23 protein-coding genes are annotated in these 23,034 nt (G+C 70.4%); 12 read left to right on the forward strand and 11 right to left on the reverse strand.

What is annotated here, in order from left to right:
* Nucleotides 1-174 precede the first annotated feature (174 nt).
* Nucleotides 175-573 carry a DUF3099 domain-containing protein gene (locus OG729_RS30795; protein WP_360879542.1) on the reverse strand — a complete coding sequence of 133 codons (399 nt, stop codon included), beginning with the start codon at nucleotides 571-573 and terminating at the stop codon, nucleotides 175-177.
* Nucleotides 574-765: 192 nt separating this feature from the next.
* On the opposite strand from OG729_RS30795, the gene OG729_RS30800 reads away from it, so the two are divergent.
* Nucleotides 766-1,041: a GlsB/YeaQ/YmgE family stress response membrane protein gene (locus OG729_RS30800; RefSeq protein ID WP_360879545.1), complete on the forward strand. Its 276-nt coding sequence runs from the start codon at nucleotides 766-768 to the stop codon at nucleotides 1,039-1,041.
* A 128-nt stretch (nucleotides 1,042-1,169) separates the two neighbouring features.
* Here OG729_RS30800 and tyrS read toward each other — a convergent pair whose 3' ends face one another.
* The 3 genes from tyrS to OG729_RS30815 form a co-directional block, all read right to left on the reverse strand.
* Nucleotides 1,170-2,435, reverse strand: a complete 1,266-nt coding sequence (gene tyrS / locus OG729_RS30805; RefSeq protein WP_405809157.1) for a tyrosine--tRNA ligase — start codon at nucleotides 2,433-2,435, stop codon at nucleotides 1,170-1,172.
* Nucleotides 2,436-2,478: 43 nt separating this feature from the next.
* On the reverse strand, nucleotides 2,479-3,870 hold the full coding sequence (locus OG729_RS30810; protein ID WP_405809159.1) for a metallopeptidase TldD-related protein: 1,392 nt from the start codon (nucleotides 3,868-3,870) through the stop codon (nucleotides 2,479-2,481).
* An 82-nt stretch (nucleotides 3,871-3,952) separates the two neighbouring features.
* The gene (locus OG729_RS30815) at nucleotides 3,953-5,476 is read right to left on the reverse strand and encodes a TldD/PmbA family protein (protein ID WP_405809161.1); all 1,524 of its coding nucleotides are present in this window, start codon (nucleotides 5,474-5,476) and stop codon (nucleotides 3,953-3,955) included.
* 185 nt (nucleotides 5,477-5,661) lie between these two features.
* On the opposite strand from OG729_RS30815, the gene fabG reads away from it, so the two are divergent.
* The 3 genes from fabG to OG729_RS30830 all read left to right on the forward strand — a co-directional run bounded on the left by fabG (nucleotide 5,662) and on the right by OG729_RS30830 (nucleotide 7,764).
* A complete protein-coding gene (gene fabG / locus OG729_RS30820; RefSeq protein ID WP_360879557.1) occupies nucleotides 5,662-6,366 on the forward strand; it encodes a 3-oxoacyl-[acyl-carrier-protein] reductase in 705 nt (234 codons plus the stop codon).
* A gap of 5 nt (nucleotides 6,367-6,371) precedes the next feature.
* Nucleotides 6,372-7,142: an enoyl-ACP reductase FabI gene (gene fabI / locus OG729_RS30825; protein ID WP_360879560.1), complete on the forward strand. Its 771-nt coding sequence runs from the start codon at nucleotides 6,372-6,374 to the stop codon at nucleotides 7,140-7,142.
* Nucleotides 7,143-7,395: 253 nt separating this feature from the next.
* Nucleotides 7,396-7,764: a hypothetical protein gene (locus tag OG729_RS30830; protein WP_405809162.1), complete on the forward strand. Its 369-nt coding sequence runs from the start codon at nucleotides 7,396-7,398 to the stop codon at nucleotides 7,762-7,764.
* Here OG729_RS30830 and OG729_RS30835 read toward each other — a convergent pair.
* The gene (locus OG729_RS30835) at nucleotides 7,727-8,413 is read right to left on the reverse strand and encodes a FadR/GntR family transcriptional regulator (RefSeq protein ID WP_405809163.1); all 687 of its coding nucleotides are present in this window, start codon (nucleotides 8,411-8,413) and stop codon (nucleotides 7,727-7,729) included. The two genes, OG729_RS30830 and OG729_RS30835, sit on opposite strands and share 38 nt — an antisense overlap.
* 70 nt (nucleotides 8,414-8,483) lie before the next feature.
* On the opposite strand from OG729_RS30835, the gene OG729_RS30840 reads away from it, so the two are divergent.
* The 4 genes from OG729_RS30840 (at nucleotide 8,484) to OG729_RS30855 (ending at nucleotide 10,883) form a co-directional block, all read left to right on the forward strand.
* Nucleotides 8,484-9,752, forward strand: a complete 1,269-nt coding sequence (locus OG729_RS30840) for a CynX/NimT family MFS transporter (RefSeq protein ID WP_405809165.1) — start codon at nucleotides 8,484-8,486, stop codon at nucleotides 9,750-9,752.
* 17 nt (nucleotides 9,753-9,769) lie between these two features.
* Nucleotides 9,770-9,886, forward strand: a complete 117-nt coding sequence (locus OG729_RS30845) for an SGM_5486 family transporter-associated protein (RefSeq protein WP_360879573.1) — start codon at nucleotides 9,770-9,772, stop codon at nucleotides 9,884-9,886.
* 165 nt (nucleotides 9,887-10,051) lie between these two features.
* On the forward strand, nucleotides 10,052-10,258 hold the full coding sequence (locus OG729_RS30850; RefSeq protein WP_360879576.1) for a hypothetical protein: 207 nt from the start codon (nucleotides 10,052-10,054) through the stop codon (nucleotides 10,256-10,258).
* Between the two features lie 73 nt (nucleotides 10,259-10,331).
* Entirely contained in the window at nucleotides 10,332-10,883 is a 552-nt protein-coding gene (locus OG729_RS30855) for a histidine phosphatase family protein (RefSeq protein WP_360879579.1), read from the forward strand.
* An 82-nt stretch (nucleotides 10,884-10,965) separates the two neighbouring features.
* Here the strand turns inward: OG729_RS30855 and serB are convergent, their stop codons facing one another.
* Nucleotides 10,966-12,183 carry a phosphoserine phosphatase SerB gene (gene serB / locus OG729_RS30860; protein ID WP_360879583.1) on the reverse strand — a complete coding sequence of 406 codons (1,218 nt, stop codon included), beginning with the start codon at nucleotides 12,181-12,183 and terminating at the stop codon, nucleotides 10,966-10,968.
* 149 nt (nucleotides 12,184-12,332) lie between these two features.
* Complete coding sequence (locus OG729_RS30865) at nucleotides 12,333-13,904, reverse strand: streptophobe family protein (RefSeq protein ID WP_405809168.1); 1,572 nt, start codon at nucleotides 13,902-13,904, stop codon at nucleotides 12,333-12,335.
* Nucleotides 13,905-14,137: 233 nt separating this feature from the next.
* On the opposite strand from OG729_RS30865, the gene OG729_RS30870 reads away from it, so the two are divergent.
* The gene (locus tag OG729_RS30870; protein WP_405809170.1) at nucleotides 14,138-16,666 is read left to right on the forward strand and encodes an FHA domain-containing protein; all 2,529 of its coding nucleotides are present in this window, start codon (nucleotides 14,138-14,140) and stop codon (nucleotides 16,664-16,666) included.
* Nucleotides 16,667-16,786: 120 nt separating this feature from the next.
* On the opposite strand, the gene OG729_RS30875 is transcribed toward OG729_RS30870, so the two are convergent.
* From OG729_RS30875 to OG729_RS30885, 3 genes are all read right to left on the reverse strand, one after another.
* Nucleotides 16,787-17,554, reverse strand: coding sequence for a transglycosylase SLT domain-containing protein (locus OG729_RS30875; RefSeq protein ID WP_360879592.1), 768 nt, complete (start codon nucleotides 17,552-17,554; stop codon nucleotides 16,787-16,789).
* 263 nt (nucleotides 17,555-17,817) lie between these two features.
* Complete coding sequence (locus OG729_RS30880) at nucleotides 17,818-18,921, reverse strand: S-adenosylmethionine:tRNA ribosyltransferase-isomerase (protein WP_405809172.1); 1,104 nt, start codon at nucleotides 18,919-18,921, stop codon at nucleotides 17,818-17,820.
* Between the two features lie 41 nt (nucleotides 18,922-18,962).
* Nucleotides 18,963-19,661, reverse strand: a complete 699-nt coding sequence (locus OG729_RS30885) for an SDR family NAD(P)-dependent oxidoreductase (protein WP_405809173.1) — start codon at nucleotides 19,659-19,661, stop codon at nucleotides 18,963-18,965.
* Nucleotides 19,662-19,832: 171 nt separating this feature from the next.
* Here OG729_RS30885 and OG729_RS30890 point away from each other — a divergent pair, with 171 nt between their 5' ends.
* From OG729_RS30890 to OG729_RS30900, 3 genes are all read left to right on the forward strand, one after another.
* Nucleotides 19,833-20,987 (forward strand): GAF domain-containing sensor histidine kinase, encoded by a 1,155-nt coding sequence (locus OG729_RS30890; protein ID WP_405809175.1) that lies wholly within the window; start codon nucleotides 19,833-19,835, stop codon nucleotides 20,985-20,987.
* Nucleotides 20,988-20,994: 7 nt separating this feature from the next.
* Entirely contained in the window at nucleotides 20,995-21,627 is a 633-nt protein-coding gene (locus OG729_RS30895) for a response regulator transcription factor (RefSeq protein ID WP_360879642.1), read from the forward strand.
* Between the two features lie 181 nt (nucleotides 21,628-21,808).
* Nucleotides 21,809-22,057, forward strand: coding sequence for a chaplin (locus tag OG729_RS30900; protein ID WP_360879605.1), 249 nt, complete (start codon nucleotides 21,809-21,811; stop codon nucleotides 22,055-22,057).
* A gap of 124 nt (nucleotides 22,058-22,181) precedes the next feature.
* Here OG729_RS30900 and OG729_RS30905 read toward each other — a convergent pair whose 3' ends face one another.
* Nucleotides 22,182-22,970, reverse strand: coding sequence for a hypothetical protein (locus tag OG729_RS30905; protein WP_360879608.1), 789 nt, complete (start codon nucleotides 22,968-22,970; stop codon nucleotides 22,182-22,184).
* Nucleotides 22,971-23,034 lie beyond the last annotated feature (64 nt).

The raw sequence follows: 23,034 nt of genomic DNA on the forward strand, positions 1-23,034 counted from the left end.
AGGCGACCACATGGCGACGCCGAGCAGCCACGGGGGGAGCTGCCCGGCGTCGGTCCGTCGCTCCGACGGGGGATGCGGAGCGCGCTTCGAAGTATGTCACGGCAAGCGGGGTGCGGTGCACCGGAACTTCATGATTGATCTGAGCTTTTCCTGAGCTTCCCAGGCACGGTGGAATCAGCTTGGTTCCCCCTGCTGGCGCTCCTGTCGGCTGCCATCGGCTTCCGGCTCGGGTTCCGCGGCGGTGGCGGTTGAGGCGGGGGCGATCATCGGCGGAGTAGGTGCGGTGACGAATGTCGAGGGCAGCGAAGGAGCGCTCTCCCGGCCCGCGTTGGCGATCACGACGGCGATGTACGGGAGAATTCCGCCGAGCACCAGTGCCACGATCGCCACAGGGCGTTCCACATTCCACAGGACAGCGGCGAGGATCACCGACAGGGTCCGCACCGACATGGAGATCACATAGCGCCGCTGCCGGCCGCGCACATCATCGGCGAGGCCCTGCCGCGCTCCCGTGATCCGGAAGACCTCCGCATTGCCGTGCTTCCGCATCACGTTCCACCACCAGGTTTCCATGCCGGACGCTCCCCGGTCCTGACGGATTCCACGGTACGCCGCAGCTCCGACACCTACGAGAGGGGGTCGGGCCCGGGTTGCGCGCGCGGGCTGCGTCTTCGCGCGTATGGCGCCGCCCGACATGCGCTGTATGGCGGACAAGCCGAGACTGACGGCGTAACTGCTCACGCAGAGCCGTACGAGGAGGCAGCCATGGGCTGGTTGTGGGCGATCATCGTGGGATTCGTACTCGGGCTGATCGCCAAGGCGGTCATCCCGGGCAAGCAGCACCTGCCCCTCTGGATGACCACCATCTTGGGCATCGGTGGGGCCCTGCTCGGCAACTGGATGGCATCGGGGCTGGGCATCGCCGAGACCAGGGGCATCGATTGGGGCCGTCATGCCCTTCAGCTCGGTGCGGCCGTCGTCCTCGTCCTCTTCGGGGACAAGGCCTACAACTCCTCACAACGCCGCAGAGGCAGAGCCTGAGCGCGCCTGCGCGCAGGGCGACGGCGGCCGGACGGGCACGATGCCCGCCCGGCCGCCGCTCTGTTACGAGGTCCTGTCCGGCCGATCTTGCCGGGCTCGCTGATCCGGCCTGATCGACCGGACAGGACCTAACCCGTGACCTCGACCGCGGCGAGGTTCTTCTTGCCACGGCGCAGTACGAGCCAGCGGCCGTGCAGCAGATCCTCCGGGGCCACCACCGCGTCCTCGGCCGTGACCTTGACGTTGTTCACGTAGGCCCCGCCCTCCTTCACCGTGCGGCGGGCCGCCGACTTGCTGGCCACCAGACCCACCTCGGCGAACAGGTCCACCACCTGAGCCGGCTCGGCGACCCTGGCGTGCGGCAGTTCGGAGAGTGCCGCGCGCAGCGTCGGCTCGTCGAGCTCGGCCAGCTCGCCCTGTCCGAAGAGAGCCTTCGACGCGCCGACGACCGCGGCGCACTGGTCCGCGCCGTGGACGAGCGTCGTCAGCTCTTCCGCGAGCGCCCGCTGCGCGGCACGCGCCTGCGGCCGCTCCTCGGTCAGCCTCTCCAGCTCCTCGATCTCCTCGCGGGACTTGAAGCTGAAGATCCGCAGGAACTTGGAGACGTCCCGGTCGTCCGCGTTCAGCCAGAACTGGTAGAAGGCGTACGGAGTGGTCCGCTCCGCGTCCAGCCAGACCGTGCCCGTCTCCGTCTTGCCGAACTTCGTGCCGTCGGCCTTGGTGATCAGCGGGGTGGCCAGCGCATGCACCGCGGCCTCCGGCTCGACCCGGTGGATCAGGTCGGTGCCCGCGGTGAGGTTGCCCCACTGGTCGCTGCCGCCGGTCTGCAGGACGCACCCGTACCGCCGGTACAGCTCCAGGAAGTCCATGCCCTGCAGGATCTGGTAGCTGAACTCGGTGTAGCTGATGCCCGCGTCGGAGTTCAGCCGCCGGGCGACCGCCTCCTTCGCGATCATCTTGTTGACCCGGAAGTACTTCCCGATGTCGCGCAGGAAGTCGATCGCCGACAGGCCCGACGTCCAGTCCAGGTTGTTGACCATGATCGCGGCGTGCGGACCCTCGAAGTCGAGGAAGCGCTCGATCTGGCCGCGCAGCCGGTCCACCCAGCCTGCGACGACCTCCCGCGCGTTGAGCGTGCGCTCGGAGTTCGGCTTCGGGTCGCCGATCAGACCGGTGGCGCCACCGACCAGGCCCAGCGGACGGTTGCCCGCCAGCTGGATCCGGCGCATGGTCAGGATCTGGACGAGATTGCCGAGGTGCAGGCTGGGCGCGGTCGGGTCGAAGCCGCAATAGAACGTGACGGGACCGTCCGCGAACGCCTTGCGCAATGCGTCCTCGTCAGTGGAGAGGGCGATCAGCCCCCGCCACTGCAGTTCGTCGACGATGTCCGTCACGTCTCTCGCGTCTCCTTCGCTGTGCCAATAGACGTGTACGAGGTTATACGCCCTGGCTGACCGAACTCATATTGAAATCCGGGACCCGGAGCGCGGGCATCGCGGCCCGCGTGAACCAGTCGCTCCACTCGCGCGGCAGCGTCTTTTCGGTGCGGCCGGTCTCCGTGGCCCGGGACAGCAGGTCGACGGGCGACTCGTTGAAGCGGAAGTTGTTCACCTCGCCGACCACCTCGCCGTTCTCCACGAGGTAGACGCCGTCCCGGGTCAGCCCGGTCAGCAGCAGCGTCGCCGGGTCGACCTCGCGGATGTACCAGAGGCAGGTCAGCAATAGCCCGCGGGCGGTCGCCGAGACCATCTCGTCCAGCGAACGCTCACCGCCGCCGTCCAGGATCAGGTTGCCGATCCCGGGGGCGACCGGCAGCCCGGTCAGACCGGCGCTGTGCCGGGTGGTGATCAGATGCTCCAGCCTTCCGCCGCGGACCCAGTCCGTCGCCGACAGCGGCAGGCCGTTGTCGAAGACCGACGCGTCGTCGCCGGAGGAGTGCGCGATCACGAACGGCGCGGACTCCAGTCCCGGCTCGTTCGGGTTGCTGCGCAGGGTCAGCGGCAGCGGCGAAAGCGTCTCGCCGACGCGGGTGCCGCCGCCCGGCTTGGAGAAGACCGTCCGGCCCTCGGCAGCGTCCCGGGCCGTCGACGACCACATCTGGTAGATCAGCAGATCCGCCACCGCGGTGGGCGGCAGCAGCGTCTCGTACCGGCCCGCGGGCAGGTCGATACGGCGCTCCGCCCAGCCGAGCCGCTGTGCGAGCTCCGCGTCGAGCAGGCCCGGGTCGACGTCCTTGAAGTCCCGCGTGGCGCGGCCCGCCCAGGCGGAACGCGAGCGGTCCGGCGACTTGGCGTTGAGCTCCAGCGTGCCGTTGGGCTGGTCGTGACGGAGCCGCAGCCCCGTCGACGTACCGAGATAGGTGGAGGTGAACTCGTGGTTGGCGAAGCCGTACAGCTCGCGCTCACCGGCCCGGGCACGGGCGAAGGCCTCGCCCAGGGCGGGCGCGAAGTCCGCGAAGACGGCGGAGGAGGTCTCCGCGGGCGCGTCCGTGAAGTCGGGGGATGAGGGGACCCCCTCGACGAGCGGCTGGGCGTCCTCGGCGGGGTCTGCCCCGCGCGCGGCGGCCTCCGCGGCGCGCACCAGCGGCTCCAGGTCGTCCGCGGTGACGGCGGAGCGCGACACGACACCGGACGCGGTGCCCTCGGCGCCGTCGATGGTCGCGATGACGGTGAGGGTGCGGCCGCGGGTGACGCCGTTGGTGGTCAGGGCGTTGCCGGCCCAGCGCAGATTGGCGGAGGAGTGCTCGTCGGCGACGACGACGCAGCCGTCGGCCGTGGACAGCTCCAGGGCCCGCTCGACGATCTCGTGCGGCTTGCTGTTGCGGCTCATCGACCGGCCTCCTGCGTCGTGTTGAGACTGTGCTTGCCCGGGGGGCGTCCCCCGGACCCCCGGCAGATTGCGTGGTGCCCCCTCACCGGCCCGCCTCCTGCGTCGTGTTGAGGATGTTCACGCCGCGGAACAGCGCGGACGGGCAGCCGTGCGAGACCGCCGCGACCTGGCCCGGCTGGGCCTTGCCGCAGTTGAAAGCGCCGCCCAGTACATACGTCTGCGGGCCGCCCACCTTGTCCATCGAGCCCCAGAAGTCCGTCGTCGTCGCCTGGTACGCCACATCCCGCAGCTGACCCGCCAGCTTGCCGTTCTCGATGCGGAAGAAGCGCTGCCCGGTGAACTGGAAGTTGTAGCGCTGCATGTCGATCGACCACGAGCGGTCGCCGACCACATAGATCCCGCGCTCCACGCCGCCGATCAGATCCTCCGTCGACAGACCGCCGGGTTCCGGCTGCAGCGATACGTTCGCCATCCGCTGCACCGGCACATGGCCGGGTGAGTCCGCGTACGCACAGCCGTTGGACCGGCCGAGGCCCGTCAGCTTCGCGATCCGCCGGTCCAGCTGGTAGCCCACCAGCGTGCCGTCCTTCACCAGGTCCCACGACTGCGCCTCGACGCCCTCGTCGTCGTAGCCGATCGTGGCAAGCCCGTGCTCGGCGGTCCGGTCGCCCGTCACATTCATGATCGAGGAGCCGTACGCCAGCTTCCCCAGCTGGTCGAAGGTCGCGAAGGACGTCCCGGCGTACGCCGCCTCGTACCCCAGCGCCCGGTCCAGCTCGGTGGCGTGGCCGATCGACTCATGGATGGTCAGCCAGAGATTCGACGGGTCGACCACCAGGTCGTACCGCCCGGCCTCGACGCTCGGCGCACGCATCTTCTCGGCCAGCAGCGGCGGGATCTGCTCCAGCTCGGACTCCCAGTCCCAGCCCGTGCCGGTCAGATACTCCCAGCCGCGCCCCACCGGCGGCGCGATCGTGCGCATCGAGTCGAATTCGCCCGTCGTCTCGTCGACGGCGACGGCCGTGAGCGACGGATGCAGCCGCACCCGCTGCTGCGTGGTGACGGTGCCCGCGGTGTCCGCGTAGAACTTGTTCTCCTGGACGGTGAGCAGCGCCGCGTCAACGTGCGCCACCCCCTCGGCCCGCAGCAGCCGCGCGCTCCACTCCGTCAGCAGCGCGGTCTTCTCCTCGTCGGGTACCTCGAAAGGATTGATCTCGTACGAGGAGATCCAGGTGCGGTCGGCGTGCACCGGCTCGTCCGCCAGCTCCACCCGCTCGTCGGAGCCCGCCGCGGCGATCACCTTCGCCGAGAGCTTGGCCATCGCGACCGCCTGGCCCGCGACCCTGGCCGCCGCGTCCATGGTCATGTCGACCCCGGAGGCGAACCCCCAGGCGCCGCCGTGCACCACCCGGACCGCGTACCCGAGGTCCGTGGTGTCCGATGAACCGGCGGGCTTGGCATCGCGCAGCCGCCAGGCCGCGCTGCGCACGCGCTCGAAGCGGAAGTCGGCATGCTCGGCGCCGAGCGCACGCGCCCGGGCGAGTGCCGCGTCGGCGAGGGCCCGCAGCGGCAGCGCTGTGAAGGCTTCGTCGATGGAATGAGGCACGGATGTCTCCTGTCGTCGAGACGGGTCGCCCTGATCATGTCGCGCCGGGGGCGTGATTGCCCAGCGCCATTCTGTAGGGACCCGACAGTGACTGGATGAAGGCGCTGTCAGGGCCCGATTCTCCGCGAGAGGGACAGGACCGATAGGTTTCCGAGGTACCAGACCGCTATCGAAAGGGTGATCCGTTGAGCCGCTCGGTTCTCGTCACCGGAGGAAACCGGGGCATCGGCCTCGCCATCGCCCGCGCGTTCGCCGATGCCGGCGACAAGGTCGCGATCACGTACCGCTCCGGCGAGCCGCCGGCCGGCTTCCTGGCCGTCAAGTGCGACATCACCGACGCCGAGCAGGTGGAGCAGGCCTACAAGGAGATCGAGGACAAGCACGGTCCGGTGGAGGTGCTGGTGGCCAACGCCGGTGTCACCAAGGACCAGCTGCTGATGCGGATGTCCGAGGAGGACTTCGTCTCCGTCATCGACACCAACCTCACCGGCACCTTCCGGGTCGTCAAGCGCGCCAACCGCGGCATGCTGCGCGCCAAGAAGGGCCGTGTCGTGCTGATCTCCTCCGTGGTGGGGCTGCTGGGCTCGGCGGGGCAGGCCAACTACGCCGCCTCCAAGGCCGGTCTCGTGGGCTTCGCCCGCTCCCTCGCCCGTGAGCTGGGCTCGCGGAACATCACGTTCAACGTCGTCGCACCCGGCTTTGTCGACACCGACATGACTCAGGCGCTCACGGACGAGCAGCGTGCGGGCATCGTCTCGCAGGTGCCGCTCGGCCGCTATGCGCAGCCGGAGGAGATTGCCGCAACGGTGCGCTTCCTCGCCTCCGACGACGCCTCGTACATCACTGGAGCCGTCATCCCCGTTGACGGCGGATTGGGCATGGGTCACTGATCACCATGAGTGGAATCCTCGCCGGCAAGCGCATTCTCGTCACGGGCGTCCTCACCGAGGGGTCCATCGCCTTCCACGCGGCCAAGGTGGCGCAGGAGGAGGGCGCGGAGGTCATCCTCACCGGCTTCGGCCGGCTCACCCTCGTCGAGCGCATCGCCAAGCGGCTGCCCAAGCCCGCCCCGGTCATCGAGCTCGACGTCACCAACCAGGAGCACCTGGACTCCCTCGCGGACAAGATCCGCGAGCACTCCAGCGACGACTCGGGCCTCGACGGCATCGTGCACTCGATCGCCTTCGGCCCGCAGGGCGCCTTCAACTTCCTGGAGGCGGGCTGGGAGGACGTGTCGACCGCGGTGCAGGTCTCCGCGTACTCCTACAAGTCGCTGACCATGGCCTGCCTGCCGCTGATGGAGCGGGGCGGCTCGGTCGTCGGTCTCACCTTCGACGCGACGATCGCGTGGCCGAAGTACGACTGGATGGGCGTGGCCAAGGCGGCGCTCGAGTCCACCAACCGCTACCTGGCCCGCGACCTGGGCGCCAAGAACATCCGCTGCAACCTGATCGCGGCCGGCCCGATCAAGTCGATTGCCGCGAAGTCCATCCCGGGCTTCGAGGAGCTCGCGGACGTCTGGAACCACCGGGCCCCGATCGGCTGGGACCTGGCCGACCCGGAGCCGGCCGGCCGCGGTGTCGTGGGTCTGCTCTCGGACTTCTTCCCGCGGACCACGGGCGAGATCGTCCACGTCGACGGCGGCGTACACATGATGGGTGCCTAGCACGTCTTAGGCGTTGGCACCGTGAGGCGGCCGCCCCGGACCTGCGTCCGGCGCGGCCTCGACGGTGTCCAAGGCCCCGAGCGGCGTACGTCGACGACGCCCCGTTCCCCGCAGCGCGCGGGGAGCGGGGCGTCGCCCGTTCGGCCGCCAAAGCGCGCGCCGCGGCGCGCGGGCGGCGACGCTGGAGAGGCAATCCCCCTTGTGGTGCAGCCGCGGCCCACCCGGCCGCAGTACGGCCGAGGAGGTCCCGCTTGTGCGTCCGACCTGGCGTTATGCCTCCGCACTGGCCGCGGTGACGGTCACGCTGTGGACGGCGCCGCTCGCCGTCTCCCAGCAGCACCGCGACAAGCCGAAGCCCGAGCCCAAGCCCCAGGCCTTCGAGGCCGACTGCCGTACGGTCATCGACGGCTCCCGGGCCACCGCCTACTGTCACAACCCCTACCCCGCCACCGACCGTGTCCAGCTGCACATCGAGTGCGCCCGCTGGTGGGACATCGACGTGGACAGCGCGCCCGTCGAGATCGCCCCCGCCGGGTACACCGAGCTCACCGACCGCTGCTGGAAGGAGATCAGCTCGGTGTGGGTCAGCCATCAGCCCCAGCGGGACTCCGCAGGCACATGAACGGGTAGCTCGCCGCCTCCGCGGCCGCGGCCTCTCCGTCGCCCGCCCGGATCGCCGCAACCATCCGCGCATGGTCCATGGCGTTCTCCGGGCCCAGCTCCCGGCCCACGTCGTCGCGCAGCCAGTCCCGCAGCAGATCGCCGAGGTCGGCATAGAGCTCGGTGAGCACCTCGTTGTGGGAGGCCGCCACGACGGCCATATGGAAGGTCGAGTCCGCGGCGACGAACTGCTCCGCGTCGCCCGCCTGCCACGCCTCGTCGCGCCGGGCGAGCAGCGTGTCGAGCTGCCCCAGGTCCTTGTCCGTACGCCGCTGCGCGGCCAGCCGGGCGGCCGAGGACTCGAGGGTCGAGCGCACTTCGGCGATGTGTCGCGGGCTTGCGTCGGCGAAGCGGCGGTGCATCACGCCCGCCAGTTCACTTGTGGCCACGACGTACGTCCCCGAGCCCTGCCGGATGTCCAGCAGCCCGTTGTGCGCGAGCGCGCGGACGGCCTCGCGGACGGTGTTACGGGCCACCCCGAGCTGCTCGACCAGCTCCGGTTCGGTCGGGATGCGGGAACCGACCGGCCACTCGCCCGAGGTGATCTGGTTCCGCAGCTGTGCGATCACCTGGTCGGTGAGCCCCGAACGCCGGGGGGAGGTCAGCGACATCGTGCTCCTTGCGTACAAGACGAGTGGACGATTGGACAATCAATCATCCCATGATTCTATGATGGCTCTCATGCCCGACGAGACCCGGACCCAGACGCACACGCTGAGCCCCGCCGCAACGGACCGTACCGCCGTGGATGTCCCGGCCCCACGGCTCTGGCTCACCCGGCTCGTCATCGTCGGCATCGTCCTCGCGGCACTCAATCTCCGTCCCGCGATCACCAGCCTCGGCGCACTCCTCGAAGAGGTCCGGGTCGGACTGCACATGAGCGGCAGCGTGGCCGGCGTTCTCACCTCGGTGCCGCCGCTCTGCTTCGCGATCTTCGGGATCGCCGCGCCGCGGCTCGCCCGCCGCTTCGGCCCCGGCGCCGTCGTCTGCGCGGGCATGGCCGCCATCGCGACCGGCCTGCTGATCCGCCCCTTCGCGGGCGGCACGGCGGGCTTTCTGGCCGCCAGCGCGCTTGCCCTCATGGGCATCGCCGTCAGCAACGTCCTGATGCCCGTGATCGTCAAGCGGTACTTTCCCGATCGCGTCGGCTCCATGACGGGGCTCTACTCGATGGCGCTGGCACTCGGCACCTCCGTCGCCGCGGCCGCGACCGTGCCCATGACCGAGGCGCTGGGCGGTAGTTGGCAGGTCGGCCTCGGGGTCTGGGCGGTCCTCGCCGCCCTCGCCGTACTGCCCTGGATCGGCCTGGCCGGTGATCGCGGCGCAGCTGCGCGCAGCGTCGCACGGCCCGGCGCCGGGCAGAGCCCCGAGCCCCGGGTCACCCGCAGCCGCACCGCATGGGCGCTCGGCTGCTTCTTCGGCCTCCAGGCCACCGGCGCGTACATCACCATGGGCTGGATGCCGCAGATCTTCCGTGACGCGGGGGTCTCGGCGGGCACGGCCGGGGTGCTGCTCGCCGTGACCATGGTGATGGGCGTGCCGCTCGCCTTCGTCATCCCGCGGCTGGCCACCCGGATGAAGACCCAGGGCCCGCTCGTCGTCGCCCTCGGCCTGTGCGGACTGACCGGCTACACGGGCCTGTTCTTCGCACCGGCCGCCGGAGCCTGGGCGTGGGCCCTGCTGCTGGGCATCTCCAACTGCGCCTTCCCGCTCGCCCTCACCATGATCGGCATGCGGTCCAGGACCGGGGCCGGAGTCGTGCGCCTGTCGGCCTTCGCGCAGTCCACCGGCTATCTGATCTCCATCCCGGGCCCGCTGCTGGTGGGCGTGCTCTACCAGCACAGCGGCGGCTGGGAGCTGCCGATCGCGCTGATGGCGGGGCTGATCGTGCCGCAGATCGCGGTCGGTGTGCTGGCCGGGCGGGACCGGACGATCGAGGACGAATGCTGAGGTGCGAGACTGGCTGCATGCCTGTGCTCGACCCGAACCCCCAGAATGGCCAGAAGAAGCTCCTCTATGTCTTCGGAGCCATGATCGCCGTCACGGTCGTGATCGCGATCATCGCGTCCATCGCCTCGCCCTGAAGCGGGCGTTCGGCGCTCCGCGGCCCTCATGGTGGTGCTGGCACCACCATCCCCTAGGGGGTCAGGCTCAGGGTGAAGTGGGTGGGTCACCGGATGGGCCCGGCCGCCCATGATCCGTAGGTTTGAAGCATCAGACCGCAGACCTACGGAGCCCCGGAGGCGGCCATGTCGGCCCACACGCACACCCCGTCCACCGGCAAGGCCGCGGGCAGCGTCGACATCCGGCTGCCGTGGTGGGCCGTGGCACTGCCCATGCTCGCCTTCGTCGTGCTGCTCGTGCTGATCGCGGACCCCGCCCAGGCGCAGGCCGCGGGCGGCGAGCCCGCGGTGGGGCAGATCCTGGAGCGTATCCAGCAGACCCTGTCCCGGTGAGTGATTCACCCGTCATGGGGGAGCCCGTCAACACCCCGCGCCCGCTGGCGCATTTCATGCGAAGCTGGGGTGCATGAGCGACGCCGTGTCTTCCGCGGGGACTGCCCCCGGATCCCCTGAATCCCGCAGGATTGTGCTCCTCCGGCATGCGAAGGCCGACTGGCCGCAGATGTCCGACCATGACCGCCCGCTCGCCGAGCGCGGCCGCATGGATGCCTCGGTGGCCGGCCGCAAGCTGGCCGATTCCGGTATCGCCTTCGATCTGGCTCTGTGCTCGACCGCGAGCAGAACGCGCGAGACGTGGAAGCTGGCGGTGCACGAGCTGCCGCACCGCCCGAAGACGGTGTACGAGGAGCGGCTGTACGAAGCCTCCCTCGGCGAGCTGATCGCGCTGCTGAACGAGACCCCGGACGAGGTCAACGATCTGCTTGTGATCGGCCACAACCCCGGGGTGCACGCGCTCGCGGACGCGCTTGCGGGCAAGGCCGAGGGCGACACGCTGGCGCGGATGACCCAGAGCGGCTTCCCGGCTGCGGCGTTCGCGGTCGTCGGCTTCTCCGGCTCCTGGAAGTCCGTCGAGCACGGCGTGGGCACGCTGCTCGAATACTGGGCGCCGCACGCGTAACAGCCTCGTCTGCCGAAAAACGGGCCCCGGCGCGAAGTCTGCGCGCCGGGGCCTTGTACTGCGTCGGGTCAGCAGTGTCCGGTCAGTGTTCTTCGCCCTCGCCGTCCGCGGCCTCGACCTCTTCGCGGGTGATGCCCATCAGGTAGAGGACGGTGTCCAGGAACGGCACGTTGACCGCGGTGTGGGCGGCGCGGCGCACGACCGGCTTGGCGTTGAAGGCGACGCCGAGACCGGCCGCGTTGAGCATGTCCAGATCATTCGCACCGTCGCCGATCGCAACGGTCTGGGCCAGCGGTACGCCTGCCTCGGCGGCGAACCGGCGTAGCAGGCGGGCCTTGCCCGCGCGGTCCACGATCTCGCCGGTGACGCGACCGGTGAGCTTTCCGTCCACGATCTCCAGCGTGTTCGCCGAGGCGAAGTCAAGACCGAGGCGTTCCTTGAGGTCATCGGTGACCTGGGTGAACCCGCCGGAGACGACGCCGACTTGGAAGCCGAGGCGCTTGAGGGTACGGATCAGGGTGCGGGCGCCGGGAGTCAGCCGGACCTCGGCGCGCACCTTGTCGACGACCGAGGCGTCGAGCCCCTTGAGCAGCGCGACGCGGGCGTGCAGTGACTGCTCGAAGTCGAGCTCCCCGCGCATTGCGGCGGCAGTGACCTCGGCGACCTTGTCCTCGCAGCCCGCGTGTGCGGCGAACAGCTCGATGACTTCGTCCTGGATGAGGGTCGAGTCCACATCCATGACGATCAGGCGCTGGGCCCGGCGGTGCAGCCCGGCCGACACGACCGCGATGTCGACACCGATCCCGGCGGCCTCGGTCGCCAGTACGGTGCGCAGGGCCTCGGTCTCGGTACCGGACACCGCGAATTCGACGGCCGTGACCGGGTACTTGGCGAGCCGGAAGATCCGGTCGATGTTGCCCCCGGTCGCGGTGATCCTGGCCGCTATGGCGGCGGTCGACTCGGCGGTCAGCGGGTGCCCGAGGACAGTGACGTGCGAACGTCCGCTGCCGCGGGGGCGGTTGTCGCCGGTGCCCGAGATGATCTCGGCCTGCAGCTTCATGGACTCCGCCCAGCTGTGGACGGTGGCGCGGAGGTCCCCTTCGGTGCTCTCACCGACGGTGGGGGCGGTGACGAGGGCGCACAGCACGATGCGGCCCCGGGTGACGACCTGCTCGATGTCGACGACATCGACGGAGTAGGCGGCGAGGGTGTCGAAGAGCCCGGCGGTGATCCCGGGACGGTCCTTCCCGAAGATCTTGACGAGAAGGGTGCGTACGTCGGAGGTCTGCGAAGCGCTCATGGTGCTTCCACCGTATCTGGCGGGCAGGCGGGACAGCCGCCCTGTCCCGCCTGCCGGACACCACCGGGGCCGGGCCCCGGACCCCGTGGGGCGGCTCTGGGGCTGTGGCCCCCGGCTCCGGTCCCGGCTGCGCGCTCCTCAGCCGCTCCTCAGCCGCCCCTCCGCGGCCTGTCCGGTGGCGGCGGGCCGTCCTCCGGGTCCGCAGGCGGGGGTGGGAGCGGGGGCGGAGCCAGCGGGCTCGCCATCGTCGGGGCGCCGTGGATTTCAGGAGGGAGCCGCAGATACGGATTCGTCGCATCGTTCGACGGGCGGTACGGCGGCGCCGGACGGTACGGCCCCGGCAGCTCCGCCTCGGACGCAGCGACCGGCACGGCCCGCGCCGGCTCACCCCGCGTCGCGTACACCAGCAGCGCCCCCACACCCCCCGCACCCGCTCCCCACACCGCCCCCAGCAGCAGCGCCACCCCCAGCGACCCGTGCAGCTCGATCCCCGCGCCGAACGCGTCGAAGCCCAGCACCGACAGCGACGCGGCCGCCGAGACATCCGTCAGCCACACCAGCAGCGGCAGCGCCAACGCCGTCACCGCGGCCAGCCGCACCGCGCACCGCCCCGCAAAGGCCGGCGCCCGCAGCCCGCCCCGGGGCGTGCGCGCCGCGGCGAGCACGCCCGCGTACAGCATCATCACCGCCGCCGCGACCGCCAGCAGCCACACCCGCCCGTCCAGTTCCGCCAGCCTGCCCACCGTCGCCGGCTCGTCGGCCGAGACCCGTAACAGCTCGTCGAGCGGATCCGGCAGCACCTTCGCCAGCTCACCCTTCGCCTGGCCGTCCCACGGCACGAAGAGACCGAGGGGGACCCCGAGCCACACCCCGTTGGGAGCGCCGAGCAGTGCAGCGCCCGCAATGCGCTTCGGGCTGTCGTCGCCCGCAGCCGCGTACCCCGCAGCCGCATACCCCGCGAGCACCGCGACCAGCAGCACCGCCACGACCGCGGACGCCGCCGGCCGTACATTCCGCTTCAGCGCCGCCGACACCGCGCCGCGCGGCAGGGGCATACGCCGCGAGGCGAGCAGTGAAATCACCAGCACCCCGAGCACCCAGAACAGGGCACCCGCCAACGAATCCGCGGTGTTCACGCTGAACCCGACCGCCGCCTTCGCGTCCACCAGATCTCCGAGCCGGTCCGGCAGCAGCCCCTCGATGTCGCCGAGCCCCGGCACCTCGATGCCGCCCCCGCCCCCGCCCGGCAGATCGTCAAGACCGAGCTTCGCTCCGTCGATCGTGATCACGTCGTGACCTGCCCACGCCAACCCGCCGACGGTCGCGACGAACAGAACCACCACCCCGGCCGCCCGCGCGGCGAGTTCACCCCCCGAGATATACGGCTCCGCGCGGCGCAGCGAACGTAGAAAGAAGTACGCAAGGAGCAGTGCCCCGACCAGGCCCACCCCAAGTGGCGTGATGTCGACGGCCGTCCGCGCCTGTGCACCTTCCAGCCCGAACGCGGACACTTCACCTGTCGGAGTGACCGATCCGCCCACCGCGAGCACCACCGCCGCCGCGGTCATCGGCCCGAGCGCAGCCGCCGAATCCGCGCCCAGCAGATGCAGTCCGAGCGCCGCCGCGCCCGCCATCCCGACCAGCGCCCAGCTCACCGCGGCGACCGACGCCAGCACCACGTCGCCCCACGGCACCTTGCCGGTGCTGCCGCTCGCATCCATCGGACCCCCCGATCCCTGCTGGGTTTGACCCAGTTACCCCCACTCGCGCATGATCCGTACGCACTCATGGGCGCTTACTACTCTCCGGGCGTGTTTCTCCTTCGTCAACGGTCATCCCGGCCGCGGTCTTCACATGGCCCGACTTTCGGATACACGACCGGGCCTGAAATAGTTCCTCACGATGTTCGCCATCCCTAGACTCCCTGCAATGGGGGTATGTCGGGGGACAACTAGTGGGGCATGGAGTGCCGGAACTCGTACTGGAATTGAACGGAAGGACCTGGACCCTCGATCCGTCCAGGTCATACACCCTCGGACGTGATCCGCAGGGCGACCTGGTGATCGACGACGCCAGGGTCTCGTGGCGGCACGCCAGCATCAGCTGGGGCGGCCGCAGTTGGGTGATCGAGGACCACGGCAGCACCAACGGCACATACGTGCAGGGCCAGCGGATCCACCAGATGGAGGTCGGCCCCGGCTCCGCCGTGCACCTCGGCAATGCCACCGACGGCCCCCGGCTGAACCTCTCCGGTGCCGCGGCAGGCGCCGGTGCGTACAGCGGCCAGGGCGCCGCGCCCCAGCAGCAGGCGGTCAATCAGCAGGCCCAGGCCCCGGCGCAGCAGCCGAACCAGGGCTGGCAGCAGCCCCAGGCAGGGCAGCCGCAGCAGGCCTGGCAGCCGCAGGCACAGATCCCGCACCAGCAGGGACCGGGCGGCGCGGGCGGTGTCGCGGGGGCCCCGCCGGTGTACGGGGACCGCAGCCCGACCACCTTCCACCAGCTGGACCTCGGCCGCGTGATGCGCATCGGCCGTGCGCTCGAGAACGAACTGGTCGTCTCCGACCTCCAAGTCTCGCGTCTGCACGCCGAGTTCACGGCGACCCCCGACGGCCGCTTCCAGATCCGCGACCTCGGATCCCACAACGGCACGTACGTCAACGGTCAGCCGATCGCCAAGTCCGGCACCGTACTCATCGGCCCCAACGACATCGTCGGCGTCGGCCACTCGACCTTCCGTCTTGTCGGCGACCGGCTGGAGGAGTTCGTCGACACCGGCGAGGTCTCCTTCTCCGCCCGCCACCTCACGGTCACGGTCGACGGCGGCAAGCAGATCCTGCGGGACGTCTCCTTCGGCGTACCGGAGAAGTCGCTGATCGGCGTCATCGGCCCCTCGGGCTCCGGCAAGTCCACCCTGCTCAAGGCGCTCACCGGATACCGGCCCGCCAACCAGGGCGACGTCCTCTACGACAACCGCAGCCTCTACAAGCAGTTCGCCGAGCTGCGCCAGCGCATCGGTCTGGTTCCGCAGGACGACATCCTGCACAAGGAGCTCACGGTCCGTAAGGCGCTCAAGTACGCGGCCAAGCTCCGCTTCCCCGGCGACACCGCCGAGGCCGAGCGCGAGGCCCGTATCGACGAGGTGCTGCGCGAGCTCAAGCTCGACATCCACAAGGAGAAGAAGGTCACCTCGCTCTCCGGCGGTCAGCGCAAGCGCGTCTCCGTCGCCCTGGAGCTGTTGACCAAACCGTCGCTGATATTCCTGGACGAGCCCACCTCGGGCCTCGACCCCGGCATGGACCGCGACGTCATGCAGCTGCTGCGCGGCCTCGCCGACGACGGCCGCACGGTCCTGGTGGTCACCCACTCCGTCGCCGAGCTGGCGCTCTGCGACAAGCTCCTCGTGATGGCCCCCGGCGGCTCGGTGGCCTACTTCGGCCCGCCCGAGGAGGCACTCAACTTCTTCGGCTACAGCACCTGGGCCGATGTCTTCTCGGCGTTCGAGAACTACCGCGACTACGACTGGGCGGGCCGCTGGCGCGGTTCGCAGCACTACCAGATGTACGCGGCCGACATCGACGCCGTCGCTGCGCAGTCGGTGAACATGCCGTCGCCGCAGCAGATGCGCCCGCCGAAGCCGCAGAGCTGGGGCTCACAGCTGTGGACGCTGATCCGCCGCTACTCCTCCGTCATCGCCTCCGACAAGGGCTTCATGGGGCTGATGGTCATCCTGCCCGCGGTCCTCGGCCTGGTCAGCGTGGTCATCCCGGCGAAGTTCGGCCTCGCGCCGCCCACGCCGCCGAGCAAGTTCAACGGCGACGCGGGCACGATCATGCTGATTCTCGCGGTCGGCATGTGCTTCTCGGGCGCGGCCAACTCCGTACGAGAACTGATCAAGGAACGGGTCATCTACGAACGGGAACGGGCCACCGGCCTGGCCCGCTCGGCGTATCTGATGTCCAAGGTGATCGTCCTCGGCGTGATCACGGCCATCCAGGGCGTCATCATCTGCGGCATCGGCTTCGCCACCCGCGAGCTGCCCGAAGAGGGCCTGATCATGCCGCCGGCCGTCGAGATCTGCCTCGTCGTCATCGCGCTGGGCTTCACCTCGATGATGTTCGGCCTGGTCATCTCCTCGCTGGTGAAGACCGCAGAGAAGACCATGCCGCTGCTGGTCATGTTCGCCATCGTCCAGGTCGTGTTCACCGGCATCCTCTTCCAGGTCTACGGTTCGCCCGGCCTGGAGCAGTTCGCCTGGCTGATGCCGTCCCGCTGGGCCATCGCCGGTGCGGGCGCGACGCTCGACCTGTCGCACCTGATGCCGCCGTGGGACCCGAACAAGCCCACCGACCTGGACCCCCTGTGGGAGCACTCGGCGGGCCAGTGGGGCATGAACATCACCATCCTGCTGGTGATCGGCGTCCTCTGCGGCATCGCGGTCGCGCGACTGCTGCGCCGTCACGAGCCCGAGGTCATGCGCAAGTAAGCACGACAGGCATCGCCGGCATCACCGGCACGATCCGCAACGCGCCGAAGGGCGGCACCCGCATGGGGTGCCGCCCTTCCGTGTCAGACGTCACGTGTCAGGCGTGAGACGTCCGACTGCTCAGTAGGCGCTGTTGACGTTGTCGATCGAGCCGTACCTGTCGGCGGCGTAGTTGGCCGCGGCGACGATGTTGGCGACCGGGTCGTACTGGCTGTTGGCCGTACCCGCGACGTGGTAGGCGTCGAACGTCGGCTTGATGACCTGCAGCAGGCCGATCGACGGGGTGCCGTTGATCGCGTTGATGTCCCAGCCGTTGATGGCGTTCGGGTTACCGGCGGACTCACGAATGATGTTGCGGTGCAGGCCCTCGTAGGAGCCCGGGATGTTGTGCTTCTTCATGATGTCGAGCGCCTCGCGGATCCAGCCGTCGAGGTTGTTCGCGTAGATCGGCTTGCGGGCGGCGGCACGGCTGGCCGCAAGCGCCTTGGCGCGCTTCTTCGCGGCGGCCTTGGCAGCGGCCTTCTTGTTGGCCTGGGCGATGTCGTGCGCCTTGGCCGCGTTGTGCACGCGGGCCCTCTTGTTGGCCTGGGCGATGTCGTGGGCCTTCGCCTTGAGGTGGGCGTTGGCCTTGGCGACGGTGTGGGCGTTGGCCTGGGCGTGGGCGACGGCCTCGGCGTGAGCCTTGGTCAGCGCGTGGGCCTTGGCCAGTGCCGCGCGCTCCTGGGCGGACAGCGTCTTCACGGAAGCGGACTTCGCGACGAGGCCCTCGGCCTCGGCGGAGGCGTTGTCAGGGACGAGCGAGAACGTGAGTGCTGCGACCGCGGCGGCGGCGATACCGGCGATCGAGACTTTGTGGGTCTTGGTCAGGCGGGTGCTGGACGCGGACATACAGTCATACCTCTTCGAATAGCGGAAGTCGCATCAGGCCGGGGCGGCGCTGCGCTCCTCGGCGGGCGACGTCGGCAATTCTTAGCGGCCGCAAAATGCCTTGGCAAAGGTGTGACGTACTATCCGCAGTAGTGGATCAGGGTGTCCCAATAGCCCCCTTTCGACCGCCCCGTCCCCGCTCAAGTGCCCTTTATGTATCCACTAGAGGCGTTCGTAAGTGATGTACGTCCTATGCCCGGGCTCACACCGGGCGCGAAACGGGTTCACCATCCGTTGCGCCAGCAATGCAAAGAGTGAGGGCCCTCATTCGGAAGAATGAGGTGGACGTCGCCGAACTCGTGCCAGAGGTAGAGATGGCCCAGAGCCTCCTGGTACGCGCGGCCCAGTGCCTCCCGCCCGGCGATGGCCTCCAGCATCAGCAGATGCGAGGCCTCCGGCTCGTGCAGCCCGGTCAGCAGCCCGTCCACGGCGCGCACCCCGCGCCCCGGCGTGATGACCAGATCCGTCCAGCCCGCGGCCGCGCGCACCACACCGTCGTCACGTGCCGCCGACTCCAGGGCGCGTACGGCCGTCGTGCCCACCGCGATGATCCTGCCGCCCCCCGCCCGCGCGGCATTCACCAGCCACGCCGTCGAGGCGGGCACCTCGAAGCGCTCGGGATACGGCGGCTCGTGCGCCTCCGCCGATGCCACCCCCGTGTGCAGCGTGAGCGGCGCGAACTGCACTCCGCGGCTCACCAGCTCCGCGACCAACCCGGCCGTGAAGGGGCGCGCGGCGCTCGGCATCTCCGCGGATCCCGAGCCGTCGGGGCAGGGGAGCGCGAAGACCGTCTGGTACGCGGACAGGGGCTGGTCCTGCACCGTGTATCCGTACCGGATCGGACGGCCGTACCGACCCAGCAGCGTCGGCACGTCCACTGACACCGACGCCCACCACAGCCGCTGCGCACCGGGGGCGATCGGCTCCTCCAGTACGAGCCGCTCGCCCCCGGGGATGCGTACGACGGCCCCCGCGGGGCCACCGGAACGCGGCAGGGTGCTGCCCGAACCGTCCGGGCGGCGCAGCTCCACCGCCCACCGCCCGTCGTCGCCGCGCGTGGAGAAATGCACGACGACGGCCTCGCCGCCCACCCGCCCGTTCACGGCGGCGGCCAGCGTGGCGGACGTGTTGACCACCAGGACGTCGCCGGCCCGCAGCTGCCCGGGAAGGTCCCGGAAGGCGTGGTGCGAGACGCCGGTGCCGTGAGAGACCAGCAGCCGCACGTCGTCCCGCCCCGACCCGCGTACCTCGGCGGGCACCCGTGCGGAGAGCTCATCAGGTACGCGCAGGGCGTCGAGCACGGCTGTTCCTCCTGATGTATCGCTCACTGATGCGTCTCCCACCGATGTGTCTCTCACCGATGTGTCCGTCACCGGGACGCCCCCAGCAGGTCCGGAGCGGTGTACCGGCCGCTGACGGGACGCTCGTCCAGCAGGCGCAGAAAGCCCGGCACCACCGATTCCGGCGAAGGACGCGGGTCGTCGTCGGCCGGGACCGCGGCCGCGTACAGATCCGTCTGCATGTCGCCCGGGTCGACCGTCCACACCCGTAGCTCCGGCTCCTCCACCGCGAGGACGGCCGCGAGGTGGTCGAGCGCCGCCTTCGAGGCCCCATAGCCTCCCCAGGTCTCGTACGCCTCAGCCGCCGCGTCCGAACTGACCGTGATCACCGTCCCCGCCTCCGCGGCCCGCAACAGCGGCAGCGCCTCCTGTACGAGTCCCAGGGCGGCGACCACGTTCGTCTCCAGCGCTGCCCGCAGCCCCTGCAGCGGCAGCGCGTCCAGCCGCACCAGCGGCTCGGCGCCCAGCGCGCTCGCATTGCTCACCAGCAGGTCGAGCCCGCCGAGCCCGCGGGCCGCCGCCAGCAGCTCCGTACGGTGGCGGGTATCGGTGACATCCCCCGTCACCGCCACCACTCGCGTCCCGTGCGCACCGATGTCTTGCGCGCTCTTCTCCAGTACGTCCGCGGTTCTGGCGCCCAGCACCAGATCCCAGCCCCGCTCGGCGAGGGCCGCAGCCAGCGCGCGCCCCAGCCCCTTGGAAGCCCCCGTGATCACCGCAACTGCCATGGTGTCCATCCCCTTGTCCCGTCGGTGATCCCAACCTAGGAACGCGGCCCACCCGCCGCCTCGTGCGCGGGACCCCACCGGCCAGGGCACTTCGACCTACGTCCGCAGTCCTAAGCGACTGCCGTCCCCGGTCCGATACGGACTGTCACAACCCGCCGGTACGGTGAGTTCATGAGCCATCGACCCAGCTCCGGCCTCGCGGCCGTGAGCACCGCGCTTCTCGCGATGAGCAGGCATCTCGAGGTGCGTGACGTGCTGAAGACGATCGTCGCCTCGGCACGCGAGCTGCTCGACGCCGAGTACGCGGCGCTGGGCGTCCCCGACGACCACGGCGGCTTCGCCCAGTTCGTGGTCGACGGGATCAGCGACGCGCAGTGGAAGGCGATCGGGCCGCTCCCGCGGCAGCACGGCATCCTCGCGGCGATGCTCCGTGACGCGAGGACCGAGCGGCTCGCCGATGTCCGCAAGGACCCCCGCTTCGAGGGCTGGCCGTCCGCCCACCCCGACATGTCCGACTTCCTCGGCCTGCCCATCAAGGACGGCGACGAGACGATCGGCGCGCTCTTCCTCGCGAACAAGCGCTGCCCCAGGACCACTTCCGGCAGGGACGGCTGCGGCTTCACGGAGGACGACGAGGAACTGCTGTCGATCCTCGCCCAGCACGCGGCGATAGCCCTGACCAATGCCCGGCTGTACGAGCGAAGCCGGGAGCTCACCATCGCCGAGGAGCGCTCCCGTCTCGCCCATGAGCTGCACGACGCGGTGAGCCAGAAGCTCTTCTCGCTGCGGCTGACCGCGCAGGCCGCGGCGGCTCTGGTGGACCGCGACCCGGCCCGCGCCAAGGGCGAGCTGCAGCAGGTCGCGGTGCTCGCCGCCGAGGCGGCGGACGAACTGCGCGCCGCGGTCGTGGAGTTGCGCCCCGCCGCACTCGACGAGGACGGCTTGGTCAACACCTTGCGTACGCATATCCAGGTCCTCGACCGGGCGCACACCGCCCGGGTCACCTTCGACAGCCGCGGCATCCGCGCCCTGCCCGCGGCCCAGGAGGAGGCGCTGCTGAGGGTTGCCCAGGAGGCCCTGCACAACGCGTTGCGGCACTCCGGTGCCGACCAGGTCGACGTGGCCCTGATCCGCCGCGGCCAGGGGGTCGCCCTCAGCGTCACCGACAACGGCCAGGGCTTCGAGCCCCGGACGATCCGCCGGGCCGGCCGCCATCTGGGACTCGTCTCGATGCGCGACCGGGCGAGCGGCGTCGGTGGAAGGCTCACGGTGCAGTCCGCGCCCGGAGAGGGCACCACGATCGAGATGGAGGTCCCCGGTGGCTGAGAAAGCAATGATCCGCGTGCTGCTGGTCGACGACCATCAGGTGGTGCGCCGGGGCCTGCGCACCTTCCTGGAGGTCCAGGACGACATCGAGGTCGTCGGCGAGGCGGCGGACGGGTCGGAAGGCGTCGCCCGCGCCGAGGAGCTGAAGCCGGACGTCGTTCTGATGGACGTCAAGATGCCCGGCATGGACGGCATCGAGGCGCTCCGCAAGCTCCGCGAACTGGCCAATCCTGCGAGGGTGTTGATCGTTACCAGCTTCACCGAGCAGCGCACCGTGGTCCCCGCCCTGCGCGCGGGCGCGGCGGGTTATGTCTACAAGGACGTCGACCCCGAGGCGCTGGCCGGCGCGATCCGCTCCGTGCACGCGGGTCATGTGCTGCTCCAGCCGGAGGTCGCGGGCGCGCTGCTGTCACAGGACGACCTGGGCAGCGGCACGGGCCGCGGCAGCACTCTTACGGAACGCGAGCGGGAGGTGCTCGGGCTGATCGCCGACGGGCGTTCGAACCGCGAGATCGCCCGGGCGCTCGTGCTGTCCGAGAAAACCGTCAAGACACACGTCTCGAACATCCTGATGAAGCTGGATCTGGCGGATCGCACGCAGGCGGCGCTGTGGGCCGTACGACACGGTCTGACCGGCTAGGACGCGGCTGGGACGAGGCTGGGCCGGGCCGGCGGCGGGCCAAGTGGACCGTCCCATTCCGACCTGAGATTCATACTGTCGGGTGTATGTCACTCGTCCGGCGCATCCTGATCGACTCGGCGGCGTTCTCCATGGCGTGCTGCGGCGGCCGGCCGCAGCGAAGCCCAGGAGGATTTGAGAAGTGAAGAACCTGAAGAAGGCCGCAGCCCTCACCATGGTCGCCGGCAGCATCGTCGCCGCGGGCGCGGGCGTCGCGTCCGCCACGACCGGTGGTGCGTACGCGGGCGGTTCGGCGTCGAACTCCCCGGGCGTCGTCTCCGGCAACCTGGTACAGGTCCCGGTCCACGTCCCGGTGAACGTCACCGGCAACACCGTCAACGTGATCGGCGCGCTCAACCCGACCTTCGGTAACGAGAGCTACAACGGCTGACGGATGCCCACCGAGGTGTGACCCCAACCCCCAGGCCCAGCCTGGGGGTTGCCTCGTTCCGGACTTCGGGCCCGGCGCACTGCCGGACCCCGGACCCCGGGCGCCCCAGCCGCCGGACCCCGCGTCAGCGGCCCCGCTCCCGTTCCTCCACATACGCGTTGTAAGCCGCCACCTGGGCCCGCCTCGCCACCCGTTCCACCGGACGCAGTGCCTCACCCCGCGCCGCGATTTCCGACGCGCTCACCGCCCCGCCGTGGCCGTTCTCGTACGCCACCGAGATCAGCAGGCCGATTCGCTGAGCCAGCTCCAACACCCGTACCGCGCGCGGCGGATACCCCGGCGCGAGCGTCTCGGCGGAGCCCCGTTCCGCACGCGCCCGGTACGCGTCGATCGCCGCCTCCGCCACCGGACCCGACGCCGCCACGTCGAGGCGCGACAGCACCTCTGTCGCGTCCCGCAGTGCCTCCGCGAGCTCCCGTTCCGCCTCCCCGAGCGAGGGCACGTCCGCGGGCGGCGCCTCCCGTACCGACAGGCAGTGCCAGACGACCTCGACATGCACATCACCCGCGGGCCCGGCCTCGTGCACCTCCGGCACAAGCCCGTACGGCGCTCCCGTCGCGACAACGGCCTCCTCCGCGTCGAGCGCCCGCGCGTTGAACTCCGGCGGCCCGCTGAGCCCCAGCGGATGCCCCGGCGCGGGCAGCGCGACCCGGTACCCGGTCACCCCGAGCGTCCGCAGCCGCCCCAGCGCAAGCGTGAGCCCGACCGGGCCCGCCTCACCCGGCAGCCCCTCCACCCGGTGCACCGCGTCGTCGCCGACAATGGCGAGCGCCGCGTCATCCGGCGATACAAATCCGGCCAACAGGGCATTTCCCCATGCGGCCAGCCGTCCTGAGCGTGGTTCGCAAAGCATGGACCCAGCCTAGGTACCGGACCGGGGGACTGGGCCACCCGACCGGTGGCGTAGGTTTTCCCTG

The organism is Streptomyces sp. NBC_00210, from assembly GCF_045160975.1.
Lineage (GTDB): Bacteria > Actinomycetota > Actinomycetes > Streptomycetales > Streptomycetaceae > Streptomyces.